Source organism: Olleya sp. ITB9 (genome assembly GCF_001315805.1).
In the GTDB taxonomy this organism is placed as follows: domain Bacteria; phylum Bacteroidota; class Bacteroidia; order Flavobacteriales; family Flavobacteriaceae; genus Olleya; species Olleya sediminilitoris.
In genome coordinates, this window is record NZ_BCBW01000018.1 from 36,862 (window position 1) to 62,051 (window position 25,190).

Below are 25,190 nucleotides of genomic sequence, written 5' to 3' on the forward strand. Positions count from 1 at the left end.
TATGGTTGATTAATCTAATAAAAAGCTTCTTCTACTTTTAACTTCTGTATTATCTACAACTTCTTCTTTTACAAATATATTAGAATCTGATTTTTTTCCAATATAATCTAACTCATTTAATTTTTTATACAAGGATAACATTAATCTAGTAAATGCAGAAGTTTTATATAATGATTCATTAATATTAGTATGAACATAGTCTAGTTCTATCATTTCTATTAAAACGTTTTCAAATGCACCTTGATTTAAATCACACCAATCGGTTAAGTAATTTAAAAGTTCTTCTTTACCTGTTCCTACATAGACGTCTAAGGCACTTTTAATAACTCTAGATAAACTTACTAATTTTGTTAACATGGCTACAGGAGCTTCATATTTATCTTTCAGTCTAAATTCTGGTATTATTGCATTTAGATATTCGCCTGTTTTTTGAGCTAAATGCAAAACCATATGCGCAAGGTCATTAGTTTGCTTTTTTTGATATATTTTTTGAACAATATGCATTGAAAAATGCTCCATTTGATTTAGAAAAGCACCAATCTCAGAATATGTAAATTTTAAATCAGGATGACTTTGAATTGATCGACATGGTGGTATAAAATCCTCTACTAATGTAGGTGTCTCTCCTACCATTTCAACCTTACCAATGGTAATATGATATAATCCCATTTCATTGTCAGAGGATTCATTTTTTGGAATGATATCTATTTTATAATCTGATAACACAAAAGGATGGCGTGGTGGATCTTCTTGCGGATCCGCGTCTCCAACAGGAATTTTATTAAACGGATTAACATATAATACTATAAACCATTCTAGATCATTAGTATCAAGATCGTATTGATGTTTAAGTATTTGACCAGACTGCTCTAATAGTGTTTTTGTATGTTCTGTTATATTAATTTCAAAACCACCTAATGTTATAGCTCTACATGTATTTACTTCAACATGAATTGTTGATTGGCCATCCATTGACATTACTAAATCAATAGAGTTTTGAGCCAAACTACTTGACGGTAACAAACCAAAATTTACTGGTGTAACATTATTAGCATTACTATTATGCAAGGCACTCATCATGGCATTTTCCATACCAATAAAATGATTTTTATTAATCTTCATGCCATCAACCCAATTGATTTTATGATGTGTGTGTTCTGCTTTCATTTTATATTATATTATTTGGGTAAAACTTTATTAAAAAATGGTTCTTTTATATATTAAAGATACATTTTCAATACAATTGGTCCCTTTTTGCTTATCTAACTCTAGAGATTTAATTTTAATGTTTTTGTTTGCTATTTTTTGACATAAAACAGAAAATGACATTGTACTTTTATTTACTACTACTGTTTTGTTTATATCACCACAGAAATACATCTTAAAATCTAAAGCTGTTTTGGTTCCGTTAGAGACCTGAATTAACATTCTAGAAAAGTTTTTATCTGTAATATTAGGTGCAGTCATTGGCTTAACATCTTCTGGCTTATCGTCATCATCTCCTGATTTATAACCAATTGGATAATCCTTTACATTCCAATTTTTTATTGGTTTAACACTTGGTAATTCTTGATCCAAAATAGAAACGCCTTTTTCTGGTTCTAATACTTTAATTTTCTTTTTAGAAATATAATCATACTCATTATTTACAACAAGCTTGATAGTATACAAACCTGGCTCTTTATAAACATAACTTGCTATTTTGTTATTATCATCTACATTTGGACTTTCACCAAAACGCCATTCCCATGCGCTAGCGTTTTCAGTTTCATCATTTAACACTAGTTTTTCTCCTGCTCTAATAGATTCTGGTAAGTTAAAAACAGGAAATTTTGTAGAATCAACAATTTTAATAGCTTCATTTATCTGGACTGTTTGTATAGCAGTACATTTACCATTTACTATAAGTTGTACATCATAGCTACCTGGTTTTTCAAAATAATGTGCAGGATTTTTTTGAAACGAAGAGGTATTATCTCCAAAATCCCATTGCCATTTTTCAGCATCAATTGTTTTATCATTAAATATAATGGCTTCTTTTACTGTAAAATTTTGAGCCTCGGTTTCAAAAACTACAATATTACATCCTGATTGATTATTATAATGATAGCCTAATACTGATGCTGAAATTAAAAATACAAAAATGAATAAATATTTTACCATTTTATCCATGTGATAATGTGTAATATTTTTTTCTGACATGATTATAATTTTTAAGATATTTTGATTTTGTAAGGAAAAACACTTACCGAATGATTTTCCAAAAATAACAATAAATTACTATTTAAAGCCTCCCATTCTTCTACATTTGTATTGTTTTCTGGGTTGGCTAAAAGTTCAATTTCGATACAATTTACTAATCCTTTGTTTAATGCTATATCTTTTATATAACTTTTTTTAATTTTTACATCAACAATTTTATCATTATATATCTCATAACATAACGCCTTAACATCTTCTTTAGTTACAATTCTGTCTCTTGATAATAAAGAGCGTCTGTAGGCGTTTAAACGCTCTTCCATAGTAAGATGGTCCTTACCTCCAAAGGTTGGAGACAACAACTTACTACTTTTTTGTCTTATCCCTATTCCTTTATATATTTCTAGTTCGCTACCTGTTTTTATATTATTTGCCTGTGCACCATTTGTTGTCCAGTATTCCACTATTAAAGACTCTTTAGGTTTTATTGGTTTAAGACTTAAGTATGTGGTTTCTGAAACATCATTTGTTATTTCTGACACCTTTTTTTCTAAGCGCGCTATTAGTTGATTTAGCTCCTTAAGGTTAGCTTGTAAAAAATCGTTATTAAACATAGAGAAAGACGCACTTTCATCTTTTAATAACTCTAAAAGATAAACAACATACTCTTTAGCTTTTCTGTAACCTAATTTACCTACATTTTCTGTTCTTGTAATATAAGTTCCTTTTTCTTCGTAAGAATTGTCTTTACTTTGTGGCTTATATTCTTTTCCACTAGTATTGGATATACTATTAACATCTAAAAACAAATCATCTGTTTTAATTGGTACAATACTAATAAACTCTTTTAGTCTGTATGAAAAATTATTAATTTCTCTATTTAAAACAGGAAATGCATTTACAGTCACAAATATATTAGACAATGTAGCGTTAGAAATGACTCTTGGAAATACAATTTTAATCCACTTAACGTTATCTGCAATTTTTACTTTGTTTTCAGATATTACATGTTCTAATTCTTCAAATTTTGAGTCGCTAAATGTTGGATTTTGCTTATTAGGCTGAATCTTAACAAAATGTTTATCATAAAATTTACAAGCCTGTTGTACAATATTGTTGGTTTTATTAGGTGCATCTTCAAAAATAGCATCTAAATCCAGTGCTGCACTTTTTTGATTAGTTATAAAACCTGATTCTGTATTAATTTTTTTACCATCCACGTACCATTCGGCAAATTTTAAATGGTGATAAAATAATGCTTTGTCATCTAAATCTAATAATTCAAAATAAAAAGAAACATCATTTAAGTCTAAAACTTCTAAATCACTAGACAAACCTATATATAATGTAGAGTTTGGCAAGCTGTTTCTAGATCCAGAGTCATGCAAAACTAGGTCGTCATTTTTACCCTCAATTTGTTTTATGGTTTTGCCTGCTGCTATATAATCTATCTTTGCATCAATCAAAGTAGACTCTGATACTGGCGTAAAGTATAAATTTTTAAAATTTTGGGTTGTCTTTTTTTGTGTAACCTTTTTTTTGTAATAAAATAAGGTTTCAGGCATAACTATTGCTTTAGCATCAATTGGATGACTTACCATAACTGCATGAGCCGGTTTTGGACCATAAATAGTTTCTGGCGTCATTAACTGGATTATTTTTTCTGTAATCCTAGTTTGAGACTCGTTTATTTCTCCACTAATTTTTTCAATTTCACTAGCGCAAGCACTTATTAACAAAGCCACCAATGGGTCAAAGGACATCTCTATCTCATTAGCAGGAACACCCCAAAGTGTTGCTGCCTTTTTAAGCATCCTATTTTTAATCTGTTCTTTGGTATTATTCATTTACTGTTTAATATGATAATGGTCCGATAAAAAAGTGTTCGATATAAGAAAAATCTTCATCAATTTTTTTAATTTTCCCTTTAACGTTAATATCTACTCTTTTTTTAATCCTATTACTTTGTTCGTTTAGATTTAATTCTTCTTGTTTAATTCTTACTGAAACTCTTACATGAGTTAATCTTTTTTCATGAATTTTTAACGAGTCTATTAAAGACTCTTCAATTAAAGACTTTAATTTGTTGGTGCTTTTTAAATTATCAAAATCTATATTCCAAATAGAGCATCCATAACTATCATCAAAAGTACACTCTCCAAAGTAGGATGTTGCTATTAAATGAATATTATTAGCTATGGAATCTGACAATCCACAGGTTTGATGAATTCTGCTTTTAATAAGCGATTCGGCGTTTATCGGTAATTTATAGTAATTGTTGTTCATTAAATATTGTTACAGTACTAAGATAAGTGTATCATTCAAATAAAAAAGCTGAAATTAAATATAATTTTATTACTTTTAAAATTAAATTCATTTCATACTTATTTTAATGTATTTTGTCGATATATGAAGTCTACGATATTTTTTTTATCTACTTTTATAAATCAAATTTTTCAATAATAAAATAACCAAAAAAATAATACTTAGTTAAATGAAAAAACTACTTTTAACTCCATTTTTAATCTTATTGTGTTTAGTAAGTAATGCTCAAGAAATATTTTTTGAAGGCGTTGTTTTTGACGAGCAATTATCGACTCCTATAGAAGGCGCTATCGTAACGATTAAAGATACTGAATACACTGAAGCTACAGATGCTGAAGGTAAATTTATCTTCACCAACAGGCTACCAGAAGGTCAATATGCTATAATCATTGAAAAGAAGGAATTTGAACATGAAATCTTTTTAATTGATGTCAAAGGGACTAAAAAAATTGAAGCTAAAGAAGTAAAACTGGAACCTACAAAAAAAGAACTTTACAATCGTAAAGTGGCTGCTAGAGAAGCTAAAAAATTAGAAAAAATCGCAGAAAAAGAAGAAGCCGAACGAATTGCATCAATAGAGAAAGAATTACGTAAAAAAGATAAAGCTTATTCTAAAGAACTTAAAAAATTAGAAAAACTACATCGTAAAGGAAAAACAGGAAAAGATGAACCTGTTGTTGACTATAAAGAGCCAGAACCTGAACCAGCTATAGGAACTGATACTTTTGAGATTACAGAAGTACAAAAAAAATATGCAGAAATTTTGAATGTTGACCCATTAGATCTAACAAATGTAGAGTTATACAATCTAATTGAAGAATGGGATAATGTAACTTACAAATATGCTGGAGTTACAAAAAAAGGGATCGACTGCTCCTCTTTTACACAATTAATTGCCTCTAAAATTTACGATGTAAGAATTGAAAGAACTGCCAGAGAACAATATGAATCAGACTTTATAGACGAGTTTAAACAAAAAGAAGCGCTTTTTGAAGGAGACCTAATCTTTTTTACAGGTGTTGGTAAAGATAATGACGCTTTAAACCATGTTGGATTATACCTTTATAATGGTATGTTTGTTCATTCTACAAGTAATTTGGATGCTAACGGAAAAAACGGTGTTCAAATAAGTAACTTAAATGATAAATACTGGAAAACAAAATTTGTTGCAGCAGGACGACTATTACCAGAAAACTAAGTCCTTATTACAATGAATACGTCCCAAATAAAAGATATTTTTAGTGAATTATTATCTGTATATCAAAACTTAAAAACTGAAGTTTTAATTGCAGAAGTACAAGAGCGTACAGACCTAAAGTCTGAACACATAATTGTCAATAATAAAAGTACTTTTCAAAGACCATACAGACGTGATTTACTAAATATAGATGTATCCAAGCTTGAAGACAACTTATTAAGCATGGATATATCTAGAAGTGGTCTTTATGATTATTTACCAGAAGGTTTTTTTCATACTCAAAAAAACAATCGATCAAACTCGTTTTCATCAAACAGAATTAAAACAAAAAAAGAAGAAGCAGATGCAAGATCTTTCTTCTCTCCTATTGAAAACGAATTTTTTGAACAAAGATTAAATATTGAAAAAAACGAACGCATACTATTAAATAACTTTTATAGTTTAAAAGATGATTACTTAATAGACTTCTGGAACCTTAATCAAGATATGCCAAAAGCATATTTACTAAAACTTGTCAAACTACTACCACATTGCTTTAAAATAGCTGGTAACCTAGAATTAACAAGATTAAGTTTAGAAAAAATACTTAAAACAGACGTCACGTTTCAAAAAAAATACGAAAACAACAGTTTTAAATCTAATCATAAAGATACAGACCTAAAACTAGGCATAAATGCTGTTTTAGATAATATTGACAACCCTATATCATACTTAAATTTAGAGGTTACTATTTGGTTAAAAGATAAAAACGAAATAGATAGTTACATTTCAAACAAGGGAATTTCAAATTTTTTAAAGGTATTTTACAGTTATTTTTTACCTTTAGAGCTGGATGTAACTACAAAATATCAAGTTAAAGGTCCTTCAAAATTTTTATTGGACAACAATAACAGTTCCTCTTTAGGGATTTCAACAACACTATAATAAAGAAAAAAATGGGTTCTCTTTCAAGTTTATTAAACGGTAACGCTTTTAAAATTAGTATTTTGCTATTTATAGTAGGCTCTATAATAATGATGCTATTTACCAAAATAAGAAAAACATTTTCAAAACAAAAAAAACAATCTATACTATATGCCATATTTATATTAATCACTTTTGGTTTAGTGGGATTTATTAGTTCTAGTAAAATTTTAAACGACACAGCTGTAAATAGTTTTATAGGGATGCAAATTGTATTTCTAATTTTAGGTTTATTACACCTATATATATTAAGAAAATTTTTTCCAGCTCTATCTGAAGATAAATCTGATTACTTTTCAGAATTTTTATTTACTATAGCTATTACACTAATTGGGTTATTTGCTTTTTTAAATGTCGTAACAAATTTTAGAGAAGGTATTAACTACACCTTTCTAGCTGCATCAATACCATTTATTTTCCCTTTTATGGTATATAAATTATATGAATTTTCATTACTAATACCTGTTCCTGAATACAAAAACTGGTTTTACCCATTAGAAGTTGATGTAAAAGAACCTACAAAAAAAGAACTTCAAAACCCATTAGTTATAAGTTTTGAATTTAAGAAAAATGAAAACTTACCTGATATAACTAACTTCAGGGTTAAAGCTCCAGAAAATATGGAGTTTGGTAAATTATTTTATTTTTTTATTAATGATTACAATGAAAGACATCCTGAAAGCCAAATAGATTACTTAGATCAAAACACTAAAGAACCAAATGGTTGGATTTTTTACAAAAAACCGACTTGGATATCCTCTTTAAGACATATTAACTTCTCAAAAACAGTATTAAATAACGACATAAAAGAAGATTATGTCATTGTATGTCAACGTACTAATGTTAACTAAAAGTTACCCAACTACGGTTTAACTAATAAAAAGGCATTTTACCGAAAAAAAGCTATCTTGTTCATTTGCATTAATAGCTTTACAGTATGCCACTAATGGCTTTTAAACTTTTTTATTAATTAAATACTTATTATTATGGCTTTTAAAGCAAAACTTAAAGTAGGAGGACAAGAGTACAACGTATTAAATTCATCTTACGAATTACACCAAGAAACTGATGCAACAGGAAGACCATCTTCTATTACTAGAGGTGGAAAAATTAAATTAACTGTTGAGTCTACTGCAGACACAAGTCTTTCTGACTGGATGTTTAACAATTTTGAGCGTAAAGACGGATCTATCGTATTCTTAAAAAGAGATAGCGAGTCTACTTCTAAAGAATTAAAGTTTACAGAAGGATACATGGTTAAGTATCTAGAAAACTTTGACTCTACAGGTAAAAATCCAATGTCAGAATCTTTTGTAATATCTGCTAAAGGTATTGGTATAGGTAATGGAGAACACACTAATGACTGGGTATAACAACTCACATTATTAATATTTTATCAATTTAAAGGGAGTTGCGTATGCAACTCCCTTTATTTCTTTATTCTCATTTTTTAAACCTATTAATTCATTATGTCATTTTTAGCAAAACTTAATATTGATGATAACGAAATGAATGTATTAGAATGCTCCTTTGGTTTTCACCAAGGCGCTGATACTACAGGTCGACCATCTCAAAAACCTCGTGGAGGACAAATAACTATCTTGATCGAATCTACTAATAAAACAGACTTTTTAGAGTGGATGATCTCTCATAACATGACCAAAAATGGTGATATTATCTTTTACAAAAGAGATAATATGTCCAGCCTTAAAACTATAACATTTAACGAAGCATATTGCTTAGATTATATGGAAGATTTTGATGCTGTTAGCGCACAACCCTTAAAAACAAGAGTTATAATTTCTGCTAAAGAAATTAGTGTAAAAGGAACAACCTATACAAATAATTGGCCAGCAAAAATGTAATTTCTGCAAGTTTAAATCTAACGCTTTCAACATATAACTATTATATAGTTAAAGACTGTACTATTGTTTTTTAATAAAAATACGTAGTAATACGTATTGTACCTCCAAGTACATTATTGTAGTTTAGCTTATTAATAAAACAGCTTTAATAAAATGAAACTTATTTGATATAAGTTACTAAAAGTTGTCATAACGGGAAATATAACCCCAAAAACAACTATATTAGTTGTCATATAACCAGTTGTGTGCAAGCTGAACAAAATATTACGCTGAAAAAATAAATGGATAAAACTTATTACGCTGAAAAAGGATTATTTGTTGGAATCACTTCTATTATCTGTGCTTTTTACTTTTTCGCATCAACTCTTTTCACCTTTAAAAGTTCACTAATAGAGCAAAACGGAAAAATTGAAAATCTAAATACTCATTATACTGAAGTAGAAAGTTCAAGAGGCTCGAAAAGTGTTAAATCTGAACTGAAATTCACTCTGAATTCAACTCATAGTTTTTATGTTCTTATGAAAAACATAGGTTACAGTAGATACAACGAAAGATTTGAAAAGTTAGAAAATCAATTAAAAAAATCGGAAATAGTAACTGTGTGGATTAAAGAAAGTGAAAAAGAGGAATATAAGCCAACCGTTTTCCAAATAGCTGATAAAAATGGAAATATACTTTATGATTTTAACGAATCGAAATCTCATTCAAGATTCGGTTTTTTAATTTCTTTTGCTTTGGGAATTTTCGGAATTGGATTATATTTAAGACATAAATACTGGAAAAAGCCTGCACACAACACCGTATAAAATTAATTGCTAGTTCTAGCCTACTTACGAAAGTCCTTGCGGACTTTCTATCTGTGATTTATTTGCTAACTTTAGTGCTTAAATCACGCAACTAATCTTATACAACAACGTTAGCTTTAATGCTGAAGGTCGTTGCAAAACCGCAAATTTCGGGTTTAAATTAAAAGTCATTTAAAGCGGAATTTGAAAATAAAATACGGAATATTGAGTTGAATTATCACTCAAACTCTGAATTGAATTGCGTCTGACTTTTTAGCTCGTTTGCGGAATCGGAAACTGAATTAGAAACTCGGAATTTAGAAAGTTGCGGAATTACTCACTCAAAATCTGAATTAAAAACATTACGGAATATGAGCAAGTTTGCGGAATGAAAATCGAGCTGAATAAAACATAAAATGCGGAATTTAAAAGCCGATTGAAAAATAGTATATTAACGAAAAAAACAAACGGACGAAAAAGCACTAAAAGCTAACAATGTATAAAAATAATTGCGGTTTAGTGCTTAAACAAAGGTAGTTGCGTGTTTGCTACATCTGAATTTCCTGCGGAAATTCCTCGCACGCAAACCCGCAACTATTCTTATACCAAACCGTTGTATGTAATGTGAGCAACGAATTATGAAAACACAATTTGAACATTAAAATAATAGAATTATGAAAAAAATATTTATTACAGTAGGTCTAATTTTTGCGCTAGGAATGAGTAGCTATGCGCAAGAAGAAATAAAAAGCGAAAATGAATTAACCTATTCTGCAGATGAATTAGTCAAACTTGACTCTGATAAAAAAACGATTACTCTTATTGGAAATGCTAATCTAAAAACTAGTGTATTTGAATTTGTGAATGCTGAGAAAATTATTATTGATAAAAAAAATCAAAAAGTATTAGTATTTGGAGCTTTTAAAGTCAATCTAAATGGAGGAACAATAAGTCAAGAACCTGAATTAAAAAAGCATCAATTGAGATATAAAATAGGAGAAAATATTGCGTACGTAGAATAAAACACTACATACAACAAAGTACTGTGGTAAAAAACAAGTAAAAACTCATTAATTTTTCAATAAAACACTTCTATAATTATTATCATAAGTTAGTCCTGATTTTGCTATTGCAAAAGCTTGTTTTAATAGCTTATTACAAACAGCTATTAATGCTAGTTTTTTGCTCTTCCCTTTGGCTACTAATCGATCATATATTGCTTTGCAAGCATAGTTATATTTACAGGCATTAAAACTGCACATAAATAATAAATTTCGAAGCTTTTGATTCCCTATTTTACTAATTCTAGGACGTCCTTTTACACTACTCCCACTTTGACGGATCACTGGTGTTAAACCTGCGTAACTACACAATTCACTTCCGCTTGTAAAACGATCAAATCCATCGGTCAAAACCACTAACATTAATGATGTTTTGGGACCAATTCCTGGAATACTTTTTAAGCGTGTTAAAACATCTTGATGCACTTCTTTTACTAAAGCTAACAATTTATCTTCTATCATTTTTAGCTCTTTCTCAACCTGTTTTAAACTACGTTTTAAAGAGCTAACTACTACTTTACTTGGATTGCCTAAAACAGCTTCGCCATGTAGTTTATTTTTTAGCATTGTGCTTTGTTTTGTATACACACCAAGGAGTCTGGTCATTTGAAGACATTCTAATTGATGCTTTGAGTTGCCTTTCCAAAGCTTTAATTTTACATCTTTGGCATATTCACAAATCAACTTTGAGTCACTTTTATCTGTCTTTATTTTAGACAACTTCATTTGTATAAATCGTTTTACTGCTAAGGGATTCTCTACCGAAACTTTAATACCTTCTTCTTGTAAATAATAAGCTAATTGATAATGATAATATCCCGTAGCTTCCATTACACAATGACTATTAAAATCTAACAATTTTACGAACTTTTTAAATCCAGAAATACTGTTTTTAAACTGGTAATAATTACCTTCTGAATCTGTGACATCAAAAACTAAATGACTGATGTCTATTCCAAAATATTTTATATCTTTATTCATAACAAAATGTTTTTTGAAAGGACAAGCTACGCGAGTTTCAACGACTTAAAATCGAGGTCTAAAAGCCTCATAGAACTGTACGAAATCTGGGTAGTAAAAGAGAGGGGATTTTCAATGTTGACGAGATCTGTAGTCTCTGCGTATATATTAACCTTATTCCTCTCTTTTGTGCTTTCTATTTTATATGTCTTAAATTTAATGCTTTTATTAAAATGCTAACTTAAGCCGTATATAATTTATTGCTAGTTCTAGCCTACTTACGAAAATCCTAGCGGATTTTCTATTCGGTTTTTATTTACTAAATTACGTGCTAAACCACGCAACAAACCATATACAAACACGTTGTGTGTAAGTTAAAAATCAGAACGCTGAATGATAGAAACAGTTGAATTGAGAAACAAACCGGAATTGAAATTTATTCTGAATACGGACGAATTGATATCGTCGACAGTACGGAACCGAAAAATAACGGAACTTACTCATACGCTGAAATAAAAAGTGCGGAACTAAATGCGGAACGAACAAATTGGCTGATTTCAATTTTAAGCATAATCGTCGACTTTTTAACTGGAAGCGCAAATGGTGGAAAATTCAAAACCAAAGCAAACTTAATTCTGAAAAAAGAAAATCGGAATTTAAAAATATGGCTGAACGATGCGGATTATGGAAAAGCGGAAAAAATAACTAAATTATTAAATAATAAAAAAACCTACACACAACAACGGCTATAGTTCATTGCAGCGGAATTTCCTCACGGAAATTCCTGCGTGTTTGCTAACTTTGGTTTACGGCGGAATAGTTCTTCCGAACCATTCCGCAACGAAACCATAGCCAAGACCGTTGTGCAACATATGACCAAAACCGAAAGTTAATGACAAACCGAATTTTAACAGCTCTTACAATTAGAATAGCTGGAATATATTTATTCACGAAAATTTTTGACCATTTTGGTTCTTACTTTTTTTCAGTTTACGGAACTGCTACTATGGCTCGATTTGACGAATTGTTGAGTGAACCGATTGACAAATTCTTTTTTACTGGAACATTTCTGACAATAGCGAATATTGTCGTTTCAATATTTCTATTCGTGAAAGCGGAATGGATTGCTAAAAAACTAATAAAAGCGGACAATGAAATAAAAACGGAACTGAACGCTGAATCTCTGACAAAAGTGATTTTATTGACAGTCGGAATTATTTGGTTAGCGAAATTGATTTATCTAATTCCTGATCTAGTTGAATACTGTTCTAAATTTATTTCGAGCATGAATGGAAATGAAGAAATTGAATTACCTGATTTTGCGATAGCGAATTATATTCTAAAAACGATTTTGACACTAATAATAATATTCCGAATTGAAAAAATACCGAATTGGATTATAAAGAAAATATAAAAATACGTTGCACAACAATGTGTATAATTCATTGCTGGTTATAGCCTACTTACGAAAGTCCTCGCGGACTTTCTATCTGTGATTTATTTGCTAACTTTAGTGCTTAAACACGCAACGAAATCATACACAATCACGTTAGCAAACATTTGAAAAATGAACTTTCCTGAAATAGGTTGACTAAAAATCAAACAATTAATTACAGTCACTTATGAAAACACAAAATGAACACTGGTGAAAAAAAAGCTACCAAAAAGCCACTTTAGAAACCAAACTTTTAGTCGTTGACCAAATCTTAAATGGGCAGATTTCAAACAACCAAGCTTCCAAAAAATACGACGTTCCCAGAACAACTATTTCCTATTGGTTAAGAAAATACAGTACCTTAGTACAACAAAATACGGGTATGAGTAAAAACGATGAAATTAAAAAGTTAAAGGAAAAAATTGAAGAACTTGAGTTTCAAAAAGACTTCCAACAAGATATTATTGCTGATATGGAACTCATTACAGGCGTCGATATGTCAAAAAAGTCATTGCCCAAAACATTAGCAAAAGAGATAGAGCTAAAGAAAAAACAGCGTATAAAAGAAAATGGCTCTATGGATGTTTTGGGTTATCTAAACAAGCCTTCTACAAAAGACTCAAAACCCAACAGAAACAAGAAGTAGACCATCAAAAACTAATCAAAATGGTTAAGGACTACCGTAAAAAAGTAGGCTCGAAAACCGTTGGTATTAAGCTACATAAAGAACTAAAACAGGACTTTATAAACGCTGACATTAAAATTGGTAGAGACAAGTTCTATCGATTCCTCAGACTAAATAATCTTTTGATTCCTAAAACTAAAAATTACATCACAACGACAAACTCAAACCATATGTACAAAAAATATATGAACCTGGTAAAAGACCACGTTCCTACTCGACCAGAACAACTTTGGGTTAGCGATATAACATACATTAAAACAGAAAATGGACACAACTATCTAGCTTTAGTCACAGACGCCTATTCTAAACAAATAATGGGATATAAACTCGATAACCATATGAGAACATCGCTTTGTAAAGAGGCGCTTGCTATGGCTATTAAAAACAGAAAATATCCTAAGCAAAAGCTTATTCATCATTCCGACAGAGGGTTTCAATATTGCAATCCCAAATACACAGAATTTGCCGAAAGTAACGGAATAACAATGAGTATGACTGAACAATACGACCCTTATGAAAACGCTGTTGCTGAACGCATTAATAGAACGCTTAAATATGAATATGGATTAAAACAAACCATTAAAAACACTCAATTAGCACAAAAAATGACACAACAAGCAGTCTATATTTATAACAATTTAAGAACACATTTTAGCCTGGATCTCAGAAAACCTGCTGAAGTCCATCTCAATCCAAACATCAAATACAAGTCGTACCGAAAAAATAATGTAAATTTACCTGAACTTACAATTTAAGAACAAACCTAGTTCAAACTTTTTTTTTGTATTCTAAAACGGCTAAAAAAAACTTTTGAACCTCTAAATATTAACTAAAAAGAGTCAACCTATATCAGTATAATACAAAAATTACGAAAACAAATTGAATTTAGATAACAAATTAATATTTTTCTTTAGTGCTTTAGGTGCTTTTAATAGTGTTGTATTAAGTATCTATTTTTTATTTTTTTCGAAGCCTATAAATAAATCTAATTATTTTTTAGGTGGACTACTCGTAGTTTTGAGCATTCGAGTTTGGAAATCCTTATTTTTTTATTTTAATCCTGAACTCTCAAAAACATATTTACAAATTGGTTTGTCGGCTTGTTTTTTTATTGGTCCATTTTTATACTTCTATATTAAATCTAAAACCTTTCAACACGAGAAATCAAACAAGTCATTTTATTTTCAAAGCTCTGTATTACTTATAATTACTTTGAGTGTAGGTTTTTTATATCCATATCAAAAAAACATAGACCTTTGGGTTAATTATATTTATAGAGTAATTGATTATCAATGGCTAACATATATTCTATTATCTGCACTTTTATTAAAAACTACTTTTAGAAATATGTTAACTAAAAATAAAAAATTGAACTATAATGAAGTCTGGTCTTTAAGTGTATTTTTTGGTGTATTTATTATTTGGTTAGCATATTATACAGCAAGTTACACCTCTTATATTTTAGGAGCATTTTTATTCTCTTTTGTATTTTATTTATCCGGATTACTTCTTTTTTATAAAAGAAAAAAAGAGTTTGTAATACCATTAAAAAAAGAAAAGTATGCCAACAATCAGATAGAAAAAGATGAAGTCAACCGACTGTTAAGCAAACTTGAATCTACTTTAAAAGAGCAAGAATTGTTTAAAAATCCTAATCTGACATTACCTATATTAGCTAAAAAGATTAATATTCGTCCACAGTTATTGTCGCAATTATTAAATAATGATTTAAACAAAAGTTTTTCTCAATTTATCAATGAATATAGAATTGAAGAAGCTAAAATTCTTTTAAACACCGAGCCGAACCTTAAAATTGAAATAATTGCTGAAAAATGTGGCTACAATTCTAACAGTACGTTTTACACAGCATTTAAAAAGATAACAAACACAACACCAGCTAAATACACGAAACAATAATTGACATATTAAATTCCTGATTTATACAATAGGAATATTAGAATATAATTCCGTAACTATTTCAGTAAGTATTAAGAGTATTATTGTGTTTAAATTAATTAACAATAATACTTATGAAACAATTTCTTTTATTAATCGGATTTCTAATTTTAAGCAATATAGTTTTTGCCCAAACAGAAGAATCTAAAATTGAAACTACAATTTTAAATTATGTAAATGGTACATCTTACAATCAACCTGAACTTATTGAAAAAGCATTTTATCCTGAAGCAAACCTCTTTTTGGATAACAAAGAAGAAAAATTATGGATAGTTCCTATTAAAAAATACCAAAGCTGGTATGAAAATAAAAAACAAGGCGAATTTAATGGTAGAATTGGAAACATTATATCAATGGACTATAACAATACAATTGCTACTGCGAAGGTTGAAGTACTATTCCCTGATAATAATTCAAGATATATAGACTTGTTACTTTTAAAAAAGATAGAGAATAAATGGAAAATTATAAGTAAAGCCGCAACAAAAGATGAAAATAATAGTAAAACAGTCCCTGATAAGATTCTATTTATAGTATCAAATGCAGCATATTATGGAAATTCTGATATTTCTACAGGAAATAGCTTCTCTGAACTAATAAATGCCTATGATACTTTTAAAAAGGCAGGTTTTACTGTGGATTTTGTAAGTCCAAAAGGAGGAACAATCCCTCTTTCATATATTGACACATCGGACGAATTAGCGATGAAATATTTATATAATTCTGACTTTATGTATGCTTTAAAAAACACAAATAAACCTAATGAGATCATTACTAAGAATTATAAAGCCGTACATTATATAGGTGGCGGTGCTGCAATGTTTGGAGTTCCTGAAAATGCTGAAATTCAAAAAATAGCAATGACTATTTATGAGCAACACAACGGAATTATATCTTCGGTTTGTCACGGAACAGCGGGAGTTGTAAATCTAAAAACTAAAGATGGCAACTATTTATTTAAGAATAAAGTAGTCAGTGGATATCCCGATTCCTTCGAAAAAAAGGACGCAGAATATTTCACACATTTCCCATTTCTAATACAGAAAACATTAGAAGATAGAGGAGCTATTTTTAAATTTTCCCCACGAAATAATTCTCACGTTGAAGTCGATGGAAATTTAATCACAGGCCAAAATTATTTATCATCCAAAGATGTTGCACTAAAAATAATCGAGAATTTAAATAATAGAAGAAAATCTAATTAGCTTCTAAAATAGAATAAAGCCAGTGGCTAACAATGTATAAAAAACATAGGACAGTTTAGGCTTGCCGAAAGGTCTGTATTTATTTATAAAGTCGCCAAATATAAAATTTAGCATTTTCAACATAAAAGTAAAATATTATATTTGGCTTAGTACAAAACCGAAACGTATCGCTTATCAACTGTCCTACGTTACTTATACTAACCGTTACACAAGCGAAAAAATGAACGAGAAACACGATATTGAAATTTATTCGAAACTTGAATCTGGAGCTTCATTCTTTCTTCAAGAGTCATTTAATTATATACATATTGCATTATCTTATGAATATGCAGGAATATTATTCTCTCAAAAAATACATAAAATTGAACCTTCTATAAAAGATAGAGAAATGACAGATTTTTTAGATGTTCCTGAAAATCCTGTTGAACTTTTACAAGCGTAAATTCCAAATGTTTTGACAGAAGAAACATCGAAGTTAATGTTTCAAGCTTGGGAAAAGTCACAAATAGAAGCTGAAAATGGAAGTTATAATTTCAAGTTAAGTCATAGAATTACAAACATAGAAATATTAGGACACATTAACAATTTAGGTTTTTTCTTTGAGACTTTAATTAATAGACATTTGCTTTTTTTAAATCAAACAAATAAAATTGACAATTTCAGTTATACAAGGATTTCAAAAGCGAGAATAATCGAAAGAGTTATATATATCTTCAAAGATGAATTAAAAGAAAATAAAATTCATTTGAACGAAATTGTAAGTCTTTTTAACTTGAGGAATAAAACTGTTCATTTTACACCAGATAATGCCAACGCTTTAAAACCAAAACTTTCTGAATTAATTCAGATTTGGAAACAGTGTATAAAGATTATTGAAAAATTAGAAAAAGCTGAAAAATTTAATGAAGAAAAATTTTCTGATAGATTAAATAATAATATGAATTATATTAAAGAACGTTGGAATTAAAGCCAGTGTTCAACAAAGCACCACAGTAAAAAACAAGTAAAAACCCACTCAAGTTTAGCTAAAGTACTTCTATAAAAACCTTAATAAAATAATCCTGATTTTACATTCGTAAAAACTTATGTTAATAGTATATCACATATTGCTATTAGCATTAATATTTTATGCTTTCCTTTTGCGACTTATCACTCATTAATTACTTTACATGACTTCATGTATTTACAGCCATTAAAACACCTCATAAATTAGAAAAGTAATACCGTAAAAATCACCTATAACAAGGGATAATTCTGGTCTATTTTGCCATAAAACCAAAAATTAAACTAAACACCTAATAAACAAAACTTTAAGACACCTATCAAAGTAGGTTATAGCGTGGTTATAGCATGGTTATAACGTGCTTATAGCAAGCTTATAGTATAAATTAAGTAAACCACTTATAACTTAGTGTAATGCATAACACAATAATTTAAACATATAGCGTCAAACCGCACATAATGTATACCTAATGTCAGCCTACTTATAAAAAACCTAACAGATTTTATATTAGGTTGTTGTTGTTATTAATTAATTAGCAAAAACATAGCTGTGTGTAAAACTTAATACAGAGTATCCCGATAATAAAACATCAAGACAACTTCAAAAAAACATTAATACTGTGTACAAATCCCCAACTAGCACTTGTTTGTAAATAGTACTATTTAAAGTAAAATTAAAACGATCTAAATGTTTATTAAATAATAAACAGAAAATGGTAATCAAAGCCTTCCCTCGTGCAACAAATCCATAACTCTAGTGTACTTAAGTAAAATCTGTTTAATTGTCTTAAATATTTTAAATGTTTTAAGTCATTATACGATGTCTCAGAAATATAAAATCACACAAAATAACTTTTTTAAAAAGACACCAAACAAGACAAGGTGCTGCTTAAAAAAACGGCTAAAATTTAAGACCTAAAATCAACATACCATAGCACTTTAAACAAACCACAAGCACACTTAAACAGATATTATTACTGTTTACCTTTATAAATCTTATTCACTCAACATAATCAGTAACTTATAAAAATGCCGATAATGGCAATTAATTTTTCAAATATTTTTTATGGCTTTTAAAGCAAAACTTAAAGTAGGAGGTCAAGAGTACAACGTATTAAATTGTTCTTACGAATTACACCAAGAAACAGACGCAACAGGAAGACCATCTTCTGTAACAAGAGGAGGTAAAATTAAATTAACAGTAGAGTCTACTGCAGACGTTAGTCTTTCTGACTGGATGTTTAACAACTTTGAACGTAGAGATGGATCTATAGTATATTTAAAAAGAGATAGCGAGTCTACTTCAAAAGAATTAAAATTTACAGAAGGTTATATGGTTAAATACCGTGAAACTTTTGATTCTACAGGCAGAAACCCAATGGCTGAAACTTTTGTAATATCTGCAAAAGGTATTGGTATTGGTAATGGAGAACACCTTAATGAGTGGGTATAAACCAGTTAGTATAGTTAACCAAATAAAAAGGGATGCTTAGGCATCCCTTTTTTTACTAATAAAACAAATACAATTAAACACCCCCTTTCCTCCCCTTTTAACTTGACAGTCTAAAATATTATTTTCAAACACACCGTAAACAAATCAATTCACAGTAAGATAATCTTCTAAAAAACAGCACTATAAATTTAGAAACATACAACAACACTACACTTTATCGAATAAAAAAACTTTTTAACGAAAAAAGATAGGCGTATTCAATTACGTTTTATAATTTTAGGGTATGCCACTAATGGCTTTTAAACTTTTTTTATTAATTAAATATTTATTATTATGGCTTTTAAAGCAAAACTTAAAGTAGGAGGACAAGAGTATAACGTATTAAATTCATCTTACGAATTACACCAAGAAACTGATGCAACAGGAAGACCATCTTCTATTACTAGAGGTGGAAAAATTAAATTAACTGTTGAGTCTACTGCAGATACAAGTCTTTCTGACTGGATGTTTAACAACTTTGAGCGTAGAGACGGATCTATCGTATTCTTAAAAAGAGATAGCGAGTCTACTTCTAAAGAATTAAAGTTTACAGAAGGATACATGGTTAAGTATCTAGAAAACTTTGACTCTACTGGTAAAAATCCAATGTCAGAATCTTTTGTTATTTCTGCTAAAGGTATTGGAATAGGAAACGGAGAACATGTTAATGACTGGGTATAATAACTCCCATTATTAATAATTCATAAATTTAAAGGGAGTTGCATATGCACTCCCTTTATTTCTTTATTCTCATTTTTTAAACCTATTCATTATGTCATTTTTAGCAAAACTTAATATTGATGATAACGAAATGAATGTATTAGAATGCTCCTTTGGTTTTCACCAAGGCGCTGATACTACAGGTCGACCATCTCAAAAACCTCGTGGAGGACAAATAACTATCTTGATCGAATCTACTAATAAAACAGACTTTTTAGAGTGGATGATCTCTCATAACATGACCAAAAATGGTGATATTGTCTTTTATAAAAGAGATAATATGTCCAGCCTTAAAACCATAACATTTAATGAGGCCTACTGCCTAGATTATATGGAAGATTTTGATGCTGTTAGTGCACAACCCTTAAAAACAAGAATCGTAATTTCTGCTAAAGAAATTAGTGTAAAAGGAACAACCTATACAAATAATTGGCCAGCAAAAATGTAATTTCTGCAAGTCCAAACCTAACACTTTCAACGTATAACTATTATATAGTTAAAGACTGTACTATTGTTTTTAATAAACAATAATAGGGTATGCAATAAAACACGCACATACCAAACCGTATTATGGCAACGACTTAAACGCTACTTTTTGAAATGAACTACATAAAAAAAACAGATGCTTACGATATCTATATTGAACCAAGCCGAAAGACTATCGTTATCCGTCAAAAATGGAAATACATTTGGACCGTCGCTTCTGGATTACCAAACTGGTCGTATTTAGAAAAAAAAGCATGGCACCAAAAAGCAGATAACGTTATTTGGCAACAATGGGGAAGTCACTTTGTTTTTTGTGCACTAGTCCATGACGAAAATAATAGTAACGCCTCTTTACACAAAAAAGAATTTAATTTAGAGTTTGACATACAGTGGGTAACAACAGATCAGCATTGGACTGCTAATGTTAAAAAAATTGGTACTTCAGAAGACTTTGGATCTAAAGTAAATCCATCAGATAAAAAAATATATCTAGCGCATACAGATGTAAAAAGAAGAATTGTTTCCAATATTAATCAAAATACAGTAAAACATGAGTTTGGTCATACAATAGCTGTAAATGATGAGTATGGTAAACTAAATGGAAACTATTACGACCCTATTTATGTCAATGACACTAAAGCCTTGATGAATGTCGGTAATGATCTCAGAACAAGATACATTCGTGATATTAGAGTTAAAGTTAACAAAATGATTCCAGGTGTTACTTTTGAAGCTTTTCTAGACAAATGAAATTTCTATTAACATTTAATATATTAATCTTGACCTTTTTATCATGTAATAATAAACAAAGTAAAAAAGTAAACATTGCAAAAACTACGGTTATTGATTCCTCTTATTTTTGTATTCAAGACTCGATAACGGTTCCTTTTTTATCAAAAGCTAATTATAAAAAAGCAATAGCAACTTGTAGGTTAACAATAGCCGATAACGAGCTGATTGTAAACGGGAATGGTTTTATGGGACCAAGTCGTTTTTTAGAAGACTATTTTGATAAAGATAAAGTTAAAAACATCATAATAAAACATGTCTTTTGGGAAACTAAAGATGGAGAGCATATGATTCAAGTATGGTATGAAAAAAAGAATAATCAATGGCTGCCAATTAAAGCTTATAAACATCATAAATCAGATCAATTTTAACGCTATTATCGATTAAAACATTTTAATAAAAAACAATATTGGCTTGTAATAAAAGCCTGAAAATATAACAAATCAACCCAGTTTTAATAACACAATAAGACTATGGCATTACAAAGCAACACAACTATCTTCATCTCAGGAACAGAGGTTTCGGCATTTAAATCAATACAATTACATCAAAGTATCGATTCTCATCACAGACTAGAGCTAGTTTGTCGTATGGATGTTTTAGAAAATCTAACTCAAGCACTCGGTGAATCTAGTAAGAATTACTTAGGAGAAACCATAACAATCCAAACGTCAGCTTTGGGTGCTCTCAGTGGTTATGAAACCTTAGAATTTAAAGGGATTGTCTCACAAATAACAACTATTAAAGGACATGAAGCAAGTTCTGGTGACGAAGTTGTCATTACCGCATTAAGTCCAACTTTTATAGCAGACGATGGTCCACATTATGCCTCCTATAACGATTTATCATTGTCAGAAATATTAGACCGTACCTTTAGCGACTATGACAGATCTAAATTAGAAGTCCAAATACAACCTAATAATACCGCTACCCTACACTACTCTGTTCAAAACGGAGAAAGTGCTTACAATTACGCTAGTCGTTTAGCTGCACAATATGGCGAGTGGTTCTATTATAATGGTTCCAAATTAATCTTTGGAGCTCCGGAAACAGAAGAATTAACATTAACTTATGGTTTTGATCTCAAAGAATATAACTTAAATCTAACACCACAATCACATAATTATAAATTTTATGCTAATGATTACTTATTAAACGATGTACACGAAAAAGATGCTAAAGATATTAGTTCTGGTGCCAGTGGTTACAGTGGTTTTGTATCTAGTAAATCAGATAGTATTTTTACCAAAGAAACAAAAGTATGGCACAACTTATATAATGATCCACAAGCAAAACAAAGATTAGATTCTAGTATCGAATTACAGAAAAAAGCTATCCAAATACAACAGGTAAAACTGAATGGTATTAGCGATAATCCTGGTGTAAAATTAGGAAATATAGTGAACGTAGAAGGTGCAAACTACAGGGTTATAAGTATTACTCATAGTAATAGCGAAAATGGCGATTACGAAAACAGATTTGAAGCTGTTACTGCAGAGTTCGATGCTTACCCAAATACAAACATCAATGCATTTCCTAAAAGTGGTACGCAAACTGCTACAGTTTTAGAAAATGCAGATCCAGAAGGCTTAGGTCGTATACGTGTACAAATGCCTTGGCAGAAAACAACAGGAGAAATGACTCCATGGATACGTATAGTAACACCACATGCTGGTGGTGATAAAGGGTTTCATTTTATACCAGAAACAGGTGAAGAAGTACTTATTGGTTTTGAAGGTAATAATGCAGAACACCCTTACATGTTAGGTAGTTTGTATAATGGAAATGAAAGACCTAATAGCTGGAAAACTTCTCAAAACGATATTAAAGCTATTAAAACCCGTAGTGGTCATACTATTGAGTTAAACGATACTAGCAATGGAGAAAGCATTACGATCATAGATAAAAAAGGAAATCATTTAATAATAGATACAGCTGGAGAAAGCATAAGCATAAATGCCTTAAAAGATATCAATATTAGTGCAGGAGAAAATATTAATATTTCCGCAGGAAAAAATATTTCAATAAATGCAGGTGAAAACATCGATGAGTCTGCAGGACAAAACATATCTATAATTGCAAATAAAGATATGTTATTAAACGCATCTGGAAACATGACAGAGATGGCTGAAAATAGAAAAGACCTTATTGATGGTGATTTTAGCAGACAATCCACTACATCTGATGAATACGCAAATGAAATGACCCTTTTTAGTGCAGAAGACAATTTGACTATGCAAAGTTCTAAATCAATTAACATTAACAGTGCAGAAAAAAGTAAACTTTTTTAATTATGGCAATAACACGACAAGCAAAAAACTACATGGTTATTGTAAACAAAAAATACAATACGATAGTTAGTGGCAAATACGATAAATACGCAGACAAAATAATAATAGATGCAATTGATGGTGATTTAAGTTTAATTAGTAACAAAAAAGTTATAAGTAATGGCGGCTGCTAAGGTAAGTTTTGGTATGGTTGAATCCATTACAAGAGTAAGTACAGTAATTAAACCTGTTAAAACTTATGTGCTTGTTTCAGGTTTAGATTATCATGACATTTGGTCATTTAATAAATATGCTTTAAATGAAAAAAAGCGAATTGACGCTTTAGCTAATGATAAAGAAATTCAAATTATTTATATAGTAGATATTCTTCCTGGTACAATTACAAAAATCGAAAACGATGAAGGAACAATAACGGAAACAGTTACTAATTATGATAAAATTACTAAAACAAACTATTCAGGTCATGTTTTTGATAATCTAGGAAAAACTAACTACATAACAAAAGATGTAATTTATAATCTTGTTGGTGATATTGGTTCTACAAATTCAAAATCTTTAATGGAAATTCATATATTTTCTCATGCTTATTGGAATGGTCCTATTTTAGCTAATACATATGAAAGTGACCCAGTAGATATTGACATGAGAAAAAATGAAATACCATCAGTAGCCTCTAAATTCACAAATGCTCTAAATGCTAATGGCTATGTGAAAATTTGGGGTTGTAGTTTTCCAACGCTTTCAAATGCATTGTATTCTAGATTAAGAAGAAATGTAAAATATAAAAACAGCTTAATTGACGAAGCAGAAATTTTCACATATCCTGCAAATCATTTTGCTTTTAATCTAAATGGAGAAGATTTAGACTTAGTTGGGTTTATAAATAAGAGACTAAGTACTGGTTTTGTAGTTGATAAAAAAATAGATTTATCATTCAAACAAATAAAATTTATAGCAGCTCAAGACTATCTAGGTCTTTATGCTGTAAATTTAGCATATTACTCAAATATAACTGTTTATGCTGCTTTACCTGCGACGTATGCTGAAATTACACCTTCATTTACAATTAGTAGCAAAACGCAACAAAATGTAAATTTTTTCAAAACACATTTAAATGTGACTATCGATTCTGATAACTACGGAAAATTTGATCGTACATCAGTAATTACTATTAACGCCATGACACCTTAAATACAATGAATATGAAAAATACGCTACAAATATTTATATTTTTTTTAATAACATTTAATGTAAGTGCTCAACAATCAACATCCATAGATTTCTTTGAGGATTCTTTATATAACAAAGTTATAATTTCAAGTTACACAATTAGTGATAAAACATTTACACCTCCAGAAAACTCAAAATTAGTTTCATTAGATAGCTTAGAAAGCTATAATTCAAAGAATTCTTTTAATACAAAAAAAACTATAAGTAAAAGAAAAAAAATAACTGAAAGAGAACTTACAAAAAAGGAAATAAAAAAACTTTTAAAAAAACTTAATAAGCAACTAATACCAAATTATGCTTTAGACACAAATGAAAATATCATCATAGATTTCTATAAAAAAGATATGGTGTTTCAGCAAATTATTGTAAGCTCTTACTCAAAAAACATTAAAGTTAAAAAGTTAGAATGCAACGATAATGCAAATATTACACCTGAAGAAAATAATTGTATTTACTTAGGAAAAATGAATTCTTATTTTGAGTGCTATCTCAATCGTTTATTAAAAAAGAAAAAAAATCATTAATTGATTAATATATTTATGA

Annotated in this window: 27 protein-coding genes; 22 read left to right on the forward strand and 5 right to left on the reverse strand. The window is 29.5% G+C overall.

Going from position 1 to position 25,190, the window contains the following annotated elements; translation table 11 throughout:
- Positions 1-9: 9 nt before the first annotated feature.
- From ITB9_RS04295 to ITB9_RS04310, 4 genes are read right to left on the reverse strand one after another with little or no spacing between them, the layout of a single operon-like run.
- The gene (locus ITB9_RS04295; protein ID WP_054851285.1) at positions 10-1,167 is read right to left on the reverse strand and encodes a hypothetical protein; all 1,158 of its coding nucleotides are present in this window, start codon (positions 1,165-1,167) and stop codon (positions 10-12) included.
- A gap of 30 nt (positions 1,168-1,197) precedes the next feature.
- Positions 1,198-2,202, reverse strand: a complete 1,005-nt coding sequence (locus ITB9_RS04300) for a PKD domain-containing protein (protein WP_054851286.1) — start codon at positions 2,200-2,202, stop codon at positions 1,198-1,200.
- Positions 2,203-2,213: 11 nt separating this feature from the next.
- Positions 2,214-4,046 carry a type VI secretion system baseplate subunit TssF gene (locus ITB9_RS04305; protein ID WP_054851287.1) on the reverse strand — a complete coding sequence of 611 codons (1,833 nt, stop codon included), beginning with the start codon at positions 4,044-4,046 and terminating at the stop codon, positions 2,214-2,216.
- Between the two features lie 7 nt (positions 4,047-4,053).
- Positions 4,054-4,485 (reverse strand): GPW/gp25 family protein, encoded by a 432-nt coding sequence (locus ITB9_RS04310; RefSeq protein WP_054851288.1) that lies wholly within the window; start codon positions 4,483-4,485, stop codon positions 4,054-4,056.
- A 208-nt stretch (positions 4,486-4,693) separates the two neighbouring features.
- On the opposite strand from ITB9_RS04310, the gene ITB9_RS04315 reads away from it, so the two are divergent.
- The 7 genes from ITB9_RS04315 (at position 4,694) to ITB9_RS04345 (ending at position 10,357) form a co-directional block, all read left to right on the forward strand.
- Entirely contained in the window at positions 4,694-5,722 is a 1,029-nt protein-coding gene (locus ITB9_RS04315; RefSeq protein WP_054851289.1) for an NlpC/P60 family protein, read from the forward strand.
- Positions 5,723-5,734: 12 nt separating this feature from the next.
- On the forward strand, positions 5,735-6,646 hold the full coding sequence (locus ITB9_RS04320) for a hypothetical protein (protein ID WP_054851290.1): 912 nt from the start codon (positions 5,735-5,737) through the stop codon (positions 6,644-6,646).
- 11 nt (positions 6,647-6,657) lie between these two features.
- Entirely contained in the window at positions 6,658-7,536 is an 879-nt protein-coding gene (locus ITB9_RS04325) for a TssN family type VI secretion system protein (protein WP_028291053.1), read from the forward strand.
- A 135-nt stretch (positions 7,537-7,671) separates the two neighbouring features.
- Positions 7,672-8,058 carry a type VI secretion system tube protein TssD gene (tssD, locus tag ITB9_RS04330; protein ID WP_054851291.1) on the forward strand — a complete coding sequence of 129 codons (387 nt, stop codon included), beginning with the start codon at positions 7,672-7,674 and terminating at the stop codon, positions 8,056-8,058.
- A gap of 96 nt (positions 8,059-8,154) precedes the next feature.
- Complete coding sequence (gene tssD, locus ITB9_RS04335; protein WP_054851292.1) at positions 8,155-8,550, forward strand: type VI secretion system tube protein TssD; 396 nt, start codon at positions 8,155-8,157, stop codon at positions 8,548-8,550.
- A 281-nt stretch (positions 8,551-8,831) separates the two neighbouring features.
- A complete protein-coding gene (locus tag ITB9_RS04340; protein ID WP_054851293.1) occupies positions 8,832-9,356 on the forward strand; it encodes a hypothetical protein in 525 nt (174 codons plus the stop codon).
- 653 nt (positions 9,357-10,009) lie between these two features.
- Positions 10,010-10,357 (forward strand): hypothetical protein, encoded by a 348-nt coding sequence (locus ITB9_RS04345; RefSeq protein WP_054851294.1) that lies wholly within the window; start codon positions 10,010-10,012, stop codon positions 10,355-10,357.
- A 48-nt stretch (positions 10,358-10,405) separates the two neighbouring features.
- Here the strand turns inward: ITB9_RS04345 and ITB9_RS04350 are convergent, their stop codons facing one another.
- A complete protein-coding gene (locus tag ITB9_RS04350; RefSeq protein ID WP_054850850.1) occupies positions 10,406-11,377 on the reverse strand; it encodes an IS110 family transposase in 972 nt (323 codons plus the stop codon).
- Positions 11,378-12,248: 871 nt separating this feature from the next.
- Between ITB9_RS04350 and ITB9_RS04355 the strand changes: the two genes are divergently transcribed.
- From ITB9_RS04355 to ITB9_RS04425, 15 genes are all read left to right on the forward strand, one after another.
- The gene (locus ITB9_RS04355) at positions 12,249-12,770 is read left to right on the forward strand and encodes a hypothetical protein (protein ID WP_261975552.1); all 522 of its coding nucleotides are present in this window, start codon (positions 12,249-12,251) and stop codon (positions 12,768-12,770) included.
- Between the two features lie 543 nt (positions 12,771-13,313).
- Positions 13,314-14,231: an IS3 family transposase gene (locus ITB9_RS04365; RefSeq protein ID WP_261975558.1), complete on the forward strand. Its 918-nt coding sequence runs from the start codon at positions 13,314-13,316 to the stop codon at positions 14,229-14,231.
- A 592-nt stretch (positions 14,232-14,823) separates the two neighbouring features.
- A complete protein-coding gene (locus tag ITB9_RS15425; protein WP_148638366.1) occupies positions 14,824-15,393 on the forward strand; it encodes an AraC family transcriptional regulator in 570 nt (189 codons plus the stop codon).
- Between the two features lie 113 nt (positions 15,394-15,506).
- The gene (locus tag ITB9_RS04375) at positions 15,507-16,637 is read left to right on the forward strand and encodes a nuclear transport factor 2 family protein (RefSeq protein WP_054851297.1); all 1,131 of its coding nucleotides are present in this window, start codon (positions 15,507-15,509) and stop codon (positions 16,635-16,637) included.
- A gap of 220 nt (positions 16,638-16,857) precedes the next feature.
- A complete protein-coding gene (locus ITB9_RS04380; protein ID WP_054851298.1) occupies positions 16,858-17,079 on the forward strand; it encodes a hypothetical protein in 222 nt (73 codons plus the stop codon).
- Positions 17,080-17,091: 12 nt separating this feature from the next.
- Entirely contained in the window at positions 17,092-17,604 is a 513-nt protein-coding gene (locus tag ITB9_RS04385) for a hypothetical protein (RefSeq protein WP_148638368.1), read from the forward strand.
- Positions 17,605-18,705: 1,101 nt separating this feature from the next.
- Positions 18,706-19,092 (forward strand): type VI secretion system tube protein TssD, encoded by a 387-nt coding sequence (tssD, locus tag ITB9_RS04390; RefSeq protein WP_028291068.1) that lies wholly within the window; start codon positions 18,706-18,708, stop codon positions 19,090-19,092.
- 333 nt (positions 19,093-19,425) lie between these two features.
- On the forward strand, positions 19,426-19,812 hold the full coding sequence (tssD, locus tag ITB9_RS04395) for a type VI secretion system tube protein TssD (RefSeq protein WP_028291069.1): 387 nt from the start codon (positions 19,426-19,428) through the stop codon (positions 19,810-19,812).
- A 91-nt stretch (positions 19,813-19,903) separates the two neighbouring features.
- The gene (gene tssD, locus ITB9_RS04400; protein ID WP_054851300.1) at positions 19,904-20,299 is read left to right on the forward strand and encodes a type VI secretion system tube protein TssD; all 396 of its coding nucleotides are present in this window, start codon (positions 19,904-19,906) and stop codon (positions 20,297-20,299) included.
- Between the two features lie 152 nt (positions 20,300-20,451).
- Entirely contained in the window at positions 20,452-21,087 is a 636-nt protein-coding gene (locus ITB9_RS04405; RefSeq protein ID WP_054851301.1) for a hypothetical protein, read from the forward strand.
- The gene (locus ITB9_RS04410; protein ID WP_054851302.1) at positions 21,084-21,497 is read left to right on the forward strand and encodes a hypothetical protein; all 414 of its coding nucleotides are present in this window, start codon (positions 21,084-21,086) and stop codon (positions 21,495-21,497) included. Before ITB9_RS04405 ends, ITB9_RS04410 begins: the two co-directional genes overlap by 4 nt.
- A gap of 102 nt (positions 21,498-21,599) precedes the next feature.
- Complete coding sequence (locus ITB9_RS04415; RefSeq protein ID WP_054851303.1) at positions 21,600-23,417, forward strand: type VI secretion system Vgr family protein; 1,818 nt, start codon at positions 21,600-21,602, stop codon at positions 23,415-23,417.
- Between the two features lie 2 nt (positions 23,418-23,419).
- A complete protein-coding gene (locus ITB9_RS15575; protein WP_187294252.1) occupies positions 23,420-23,590 on the forward strand; it encodes a hypothetical protein in 171 nt (56 codons plus the stop codon).
- Entirely contained in the window at positions 23,577-24,608 is a 1,032-nt protein-coding gene (locus tag ITB9_RS04420; RefSeq protein WP_054851304.1) for a hypothetical protein, read from the forward strand. Before ITB9_RS15575 ends, ITB9_RS04420 begins: the two co-directional genes overlap by 14 nt.
- Positions 24,609-24,619: 11 nt before the next feature.
- Positions 24,620-25,171 carry a hypothetical protein gene (locus tag ITB9_RS04425; RefSeq protein WP_054851305.1) on the forward strand — a complete coding sequence of 184 codons (552 nt, stop codon included), beginning with the start codon at positions 24,620-24,622 and terminating at the stop codon, positions 25,169-25,171.
- The last annotated feature ends 19 nt before the right edge of the window (positions 25,172-25,190 follow it).

Coding starts and splice junctions, on each gene's coding strand:
- ITB9_RS04420 (WP_054851304.1), top strand. CDS start 23,577: ATGGCGGCTGCTAAGGTAAGTTTTGGTATGGTTGAATCCATTACAAGA.
- tssD (WP_028291068.1), top strand. CDS start 18,706: ATGGCTTTTAAAGCAAAACTTAAAGTAGGAGGTCAAGAGTACAACGTA.
- ITB9_RS04345 (WP_054851294.1), top strand. CDS start 10,010: ATGAAAAAAATATTTATTACAGTAGGTCTAATTTTTGCGCTAGGAATG.
- ITB9_RS04315 (WP_054851289.1), top strand. CDS start 4,694: ATGAAAAAACTACTTTTAACTCCATTTTTAATCTTATTGTGTTTAGTA.
- ITB9_RS04350 (WP_054850850.1), bottom strand. CDS start 11,377: ATGAATAAAGATATAAAATATTTTGGAATAGACATCAGTCATTTAGTT.
- ITB9_RS04405 (WP_054851301.1), top strand. CDS start 20,452: ATGAACTACATAAAAAAAACAGATGCTTACGATATCTATATTGAACCA.
- ITB9_RS04415 (WP_054851303.1), top strand. CDS start 21,600: ATGGCATTACAAAGCAACACAACTATCTTCATCTCAGGAACAGAGGTT.
- ITB9_RS04380 (WP_054851298.1), top strand. CDS start 16,858: ATGAACGAGAAACACGATATTGAAATTTATTCGAAACTTGAATCTGGA.
- tssD (WP_054851291.1), top strand. CDS start 7,672: ATGGCTTTTAAAGCAAAACTTAAAGTAGGAGGACAAGAGTACAACGTA.
- ITB9_RS04295 (WP_054851285.1), bottom strand. CDS start 1,167: ATGAAAGCAGAACACACACATCATAAAATCAATTGGGTTGATGGCATG.
- ITB9_RS04310 (WP_054851288.1), bottom strand. CDS start 4,485: ATGAACAACAATTACTATAAATTACCGATAAACGCCGAATCGCTTATT.
- ITB9_RS04355 (WP_261975552.1), top strand. CDS start 12,249: ATGACAAACCGAATTTTAACAGCTCTTACAATTAGAATAGCTGGAATA.
- ITB9_RS04425 (WP_054851305.1), top strand. CDS start 24,620: ATGAAAAATACGCTACAAATATTTATATTTTTTTTAATAACATTTAAT.
- ITB9_RS15425 (WP_148638366.1), top strand. CDS start 14,824: ATGTTAACTAAAAATAAAAAATTGAACTATAATGAAGTCTGGTCTTTA.
- ITB9_RS04320 (WP_054851290.1), top strand. CDS start 5,735: ATGAATACGTCCCAAATAAAAGATATTTTTAGTGAATTATTATCTGTA.
- ITB9_RS04340 (WP_054851293.1), top strand. CDS start 8,832: ATGGATAAAACTTATTACGCTGAAAAAGGATTATTTGTTGGAATCACT.
- ITB9_RS04305 (WP_054851287.1), bottom strand. CDS start 4,046: ATGAATAATACCAAAGAACAGATTAAAAATAGGATGCTTAAAAAGGCA.
- tssD (WP_028291069.1), top strand. CDS start 19,426: ATGGCTTTTAAAGCAAAACTTAAAGTAGGAGGACAAGAGTATAACGTA.
- ITB9_RS04375 (WP_054851297.1), top strand. CDS start 15,507: ATGAAACAATTTCTTTTATTAATCGGATTTCTAATTTTAAGCAATATA.
- ITB9_RS04410 (WP_054851302.1), top strand. CDS start 21,084: ATGAAATTTCTATTAACATTTAATATATTAATCTTGACCTTTTTATCA.
- tssD (WP_054851292.1), top strand. CDS start 8,155: ATGTCATTTTTAGCAAAACTTAATATTGATGATAACGAAATGAATGTA.
- ITB9_RS04300 (WP_054851286.1), bottom strand. CDS start 2,202: ATGTCAGAAAAAAATATTACACATTATCACATGGATAAAATGGTAAAA.
- tssD (WP_054851300.1), top strand. CDS start 19,904: ATGTCATTTTTAGCAAAACTTAATATTGATGATAACGAAATGAATGTA.
- ITB9_RS15575 (WP_187294252.1), top strand. CDS start 23,420: ATGGCAATAACACGACAAGCAAAAAACTACATGGTTATTGTAAACAAA.
- ITB9_RS04325 (WP_028291053.1), top strand. CDS start 6,658: ATGGGTTCTCTTTCAAGTTTATTAAACGGTAACGCTTTTAAAATTAGT.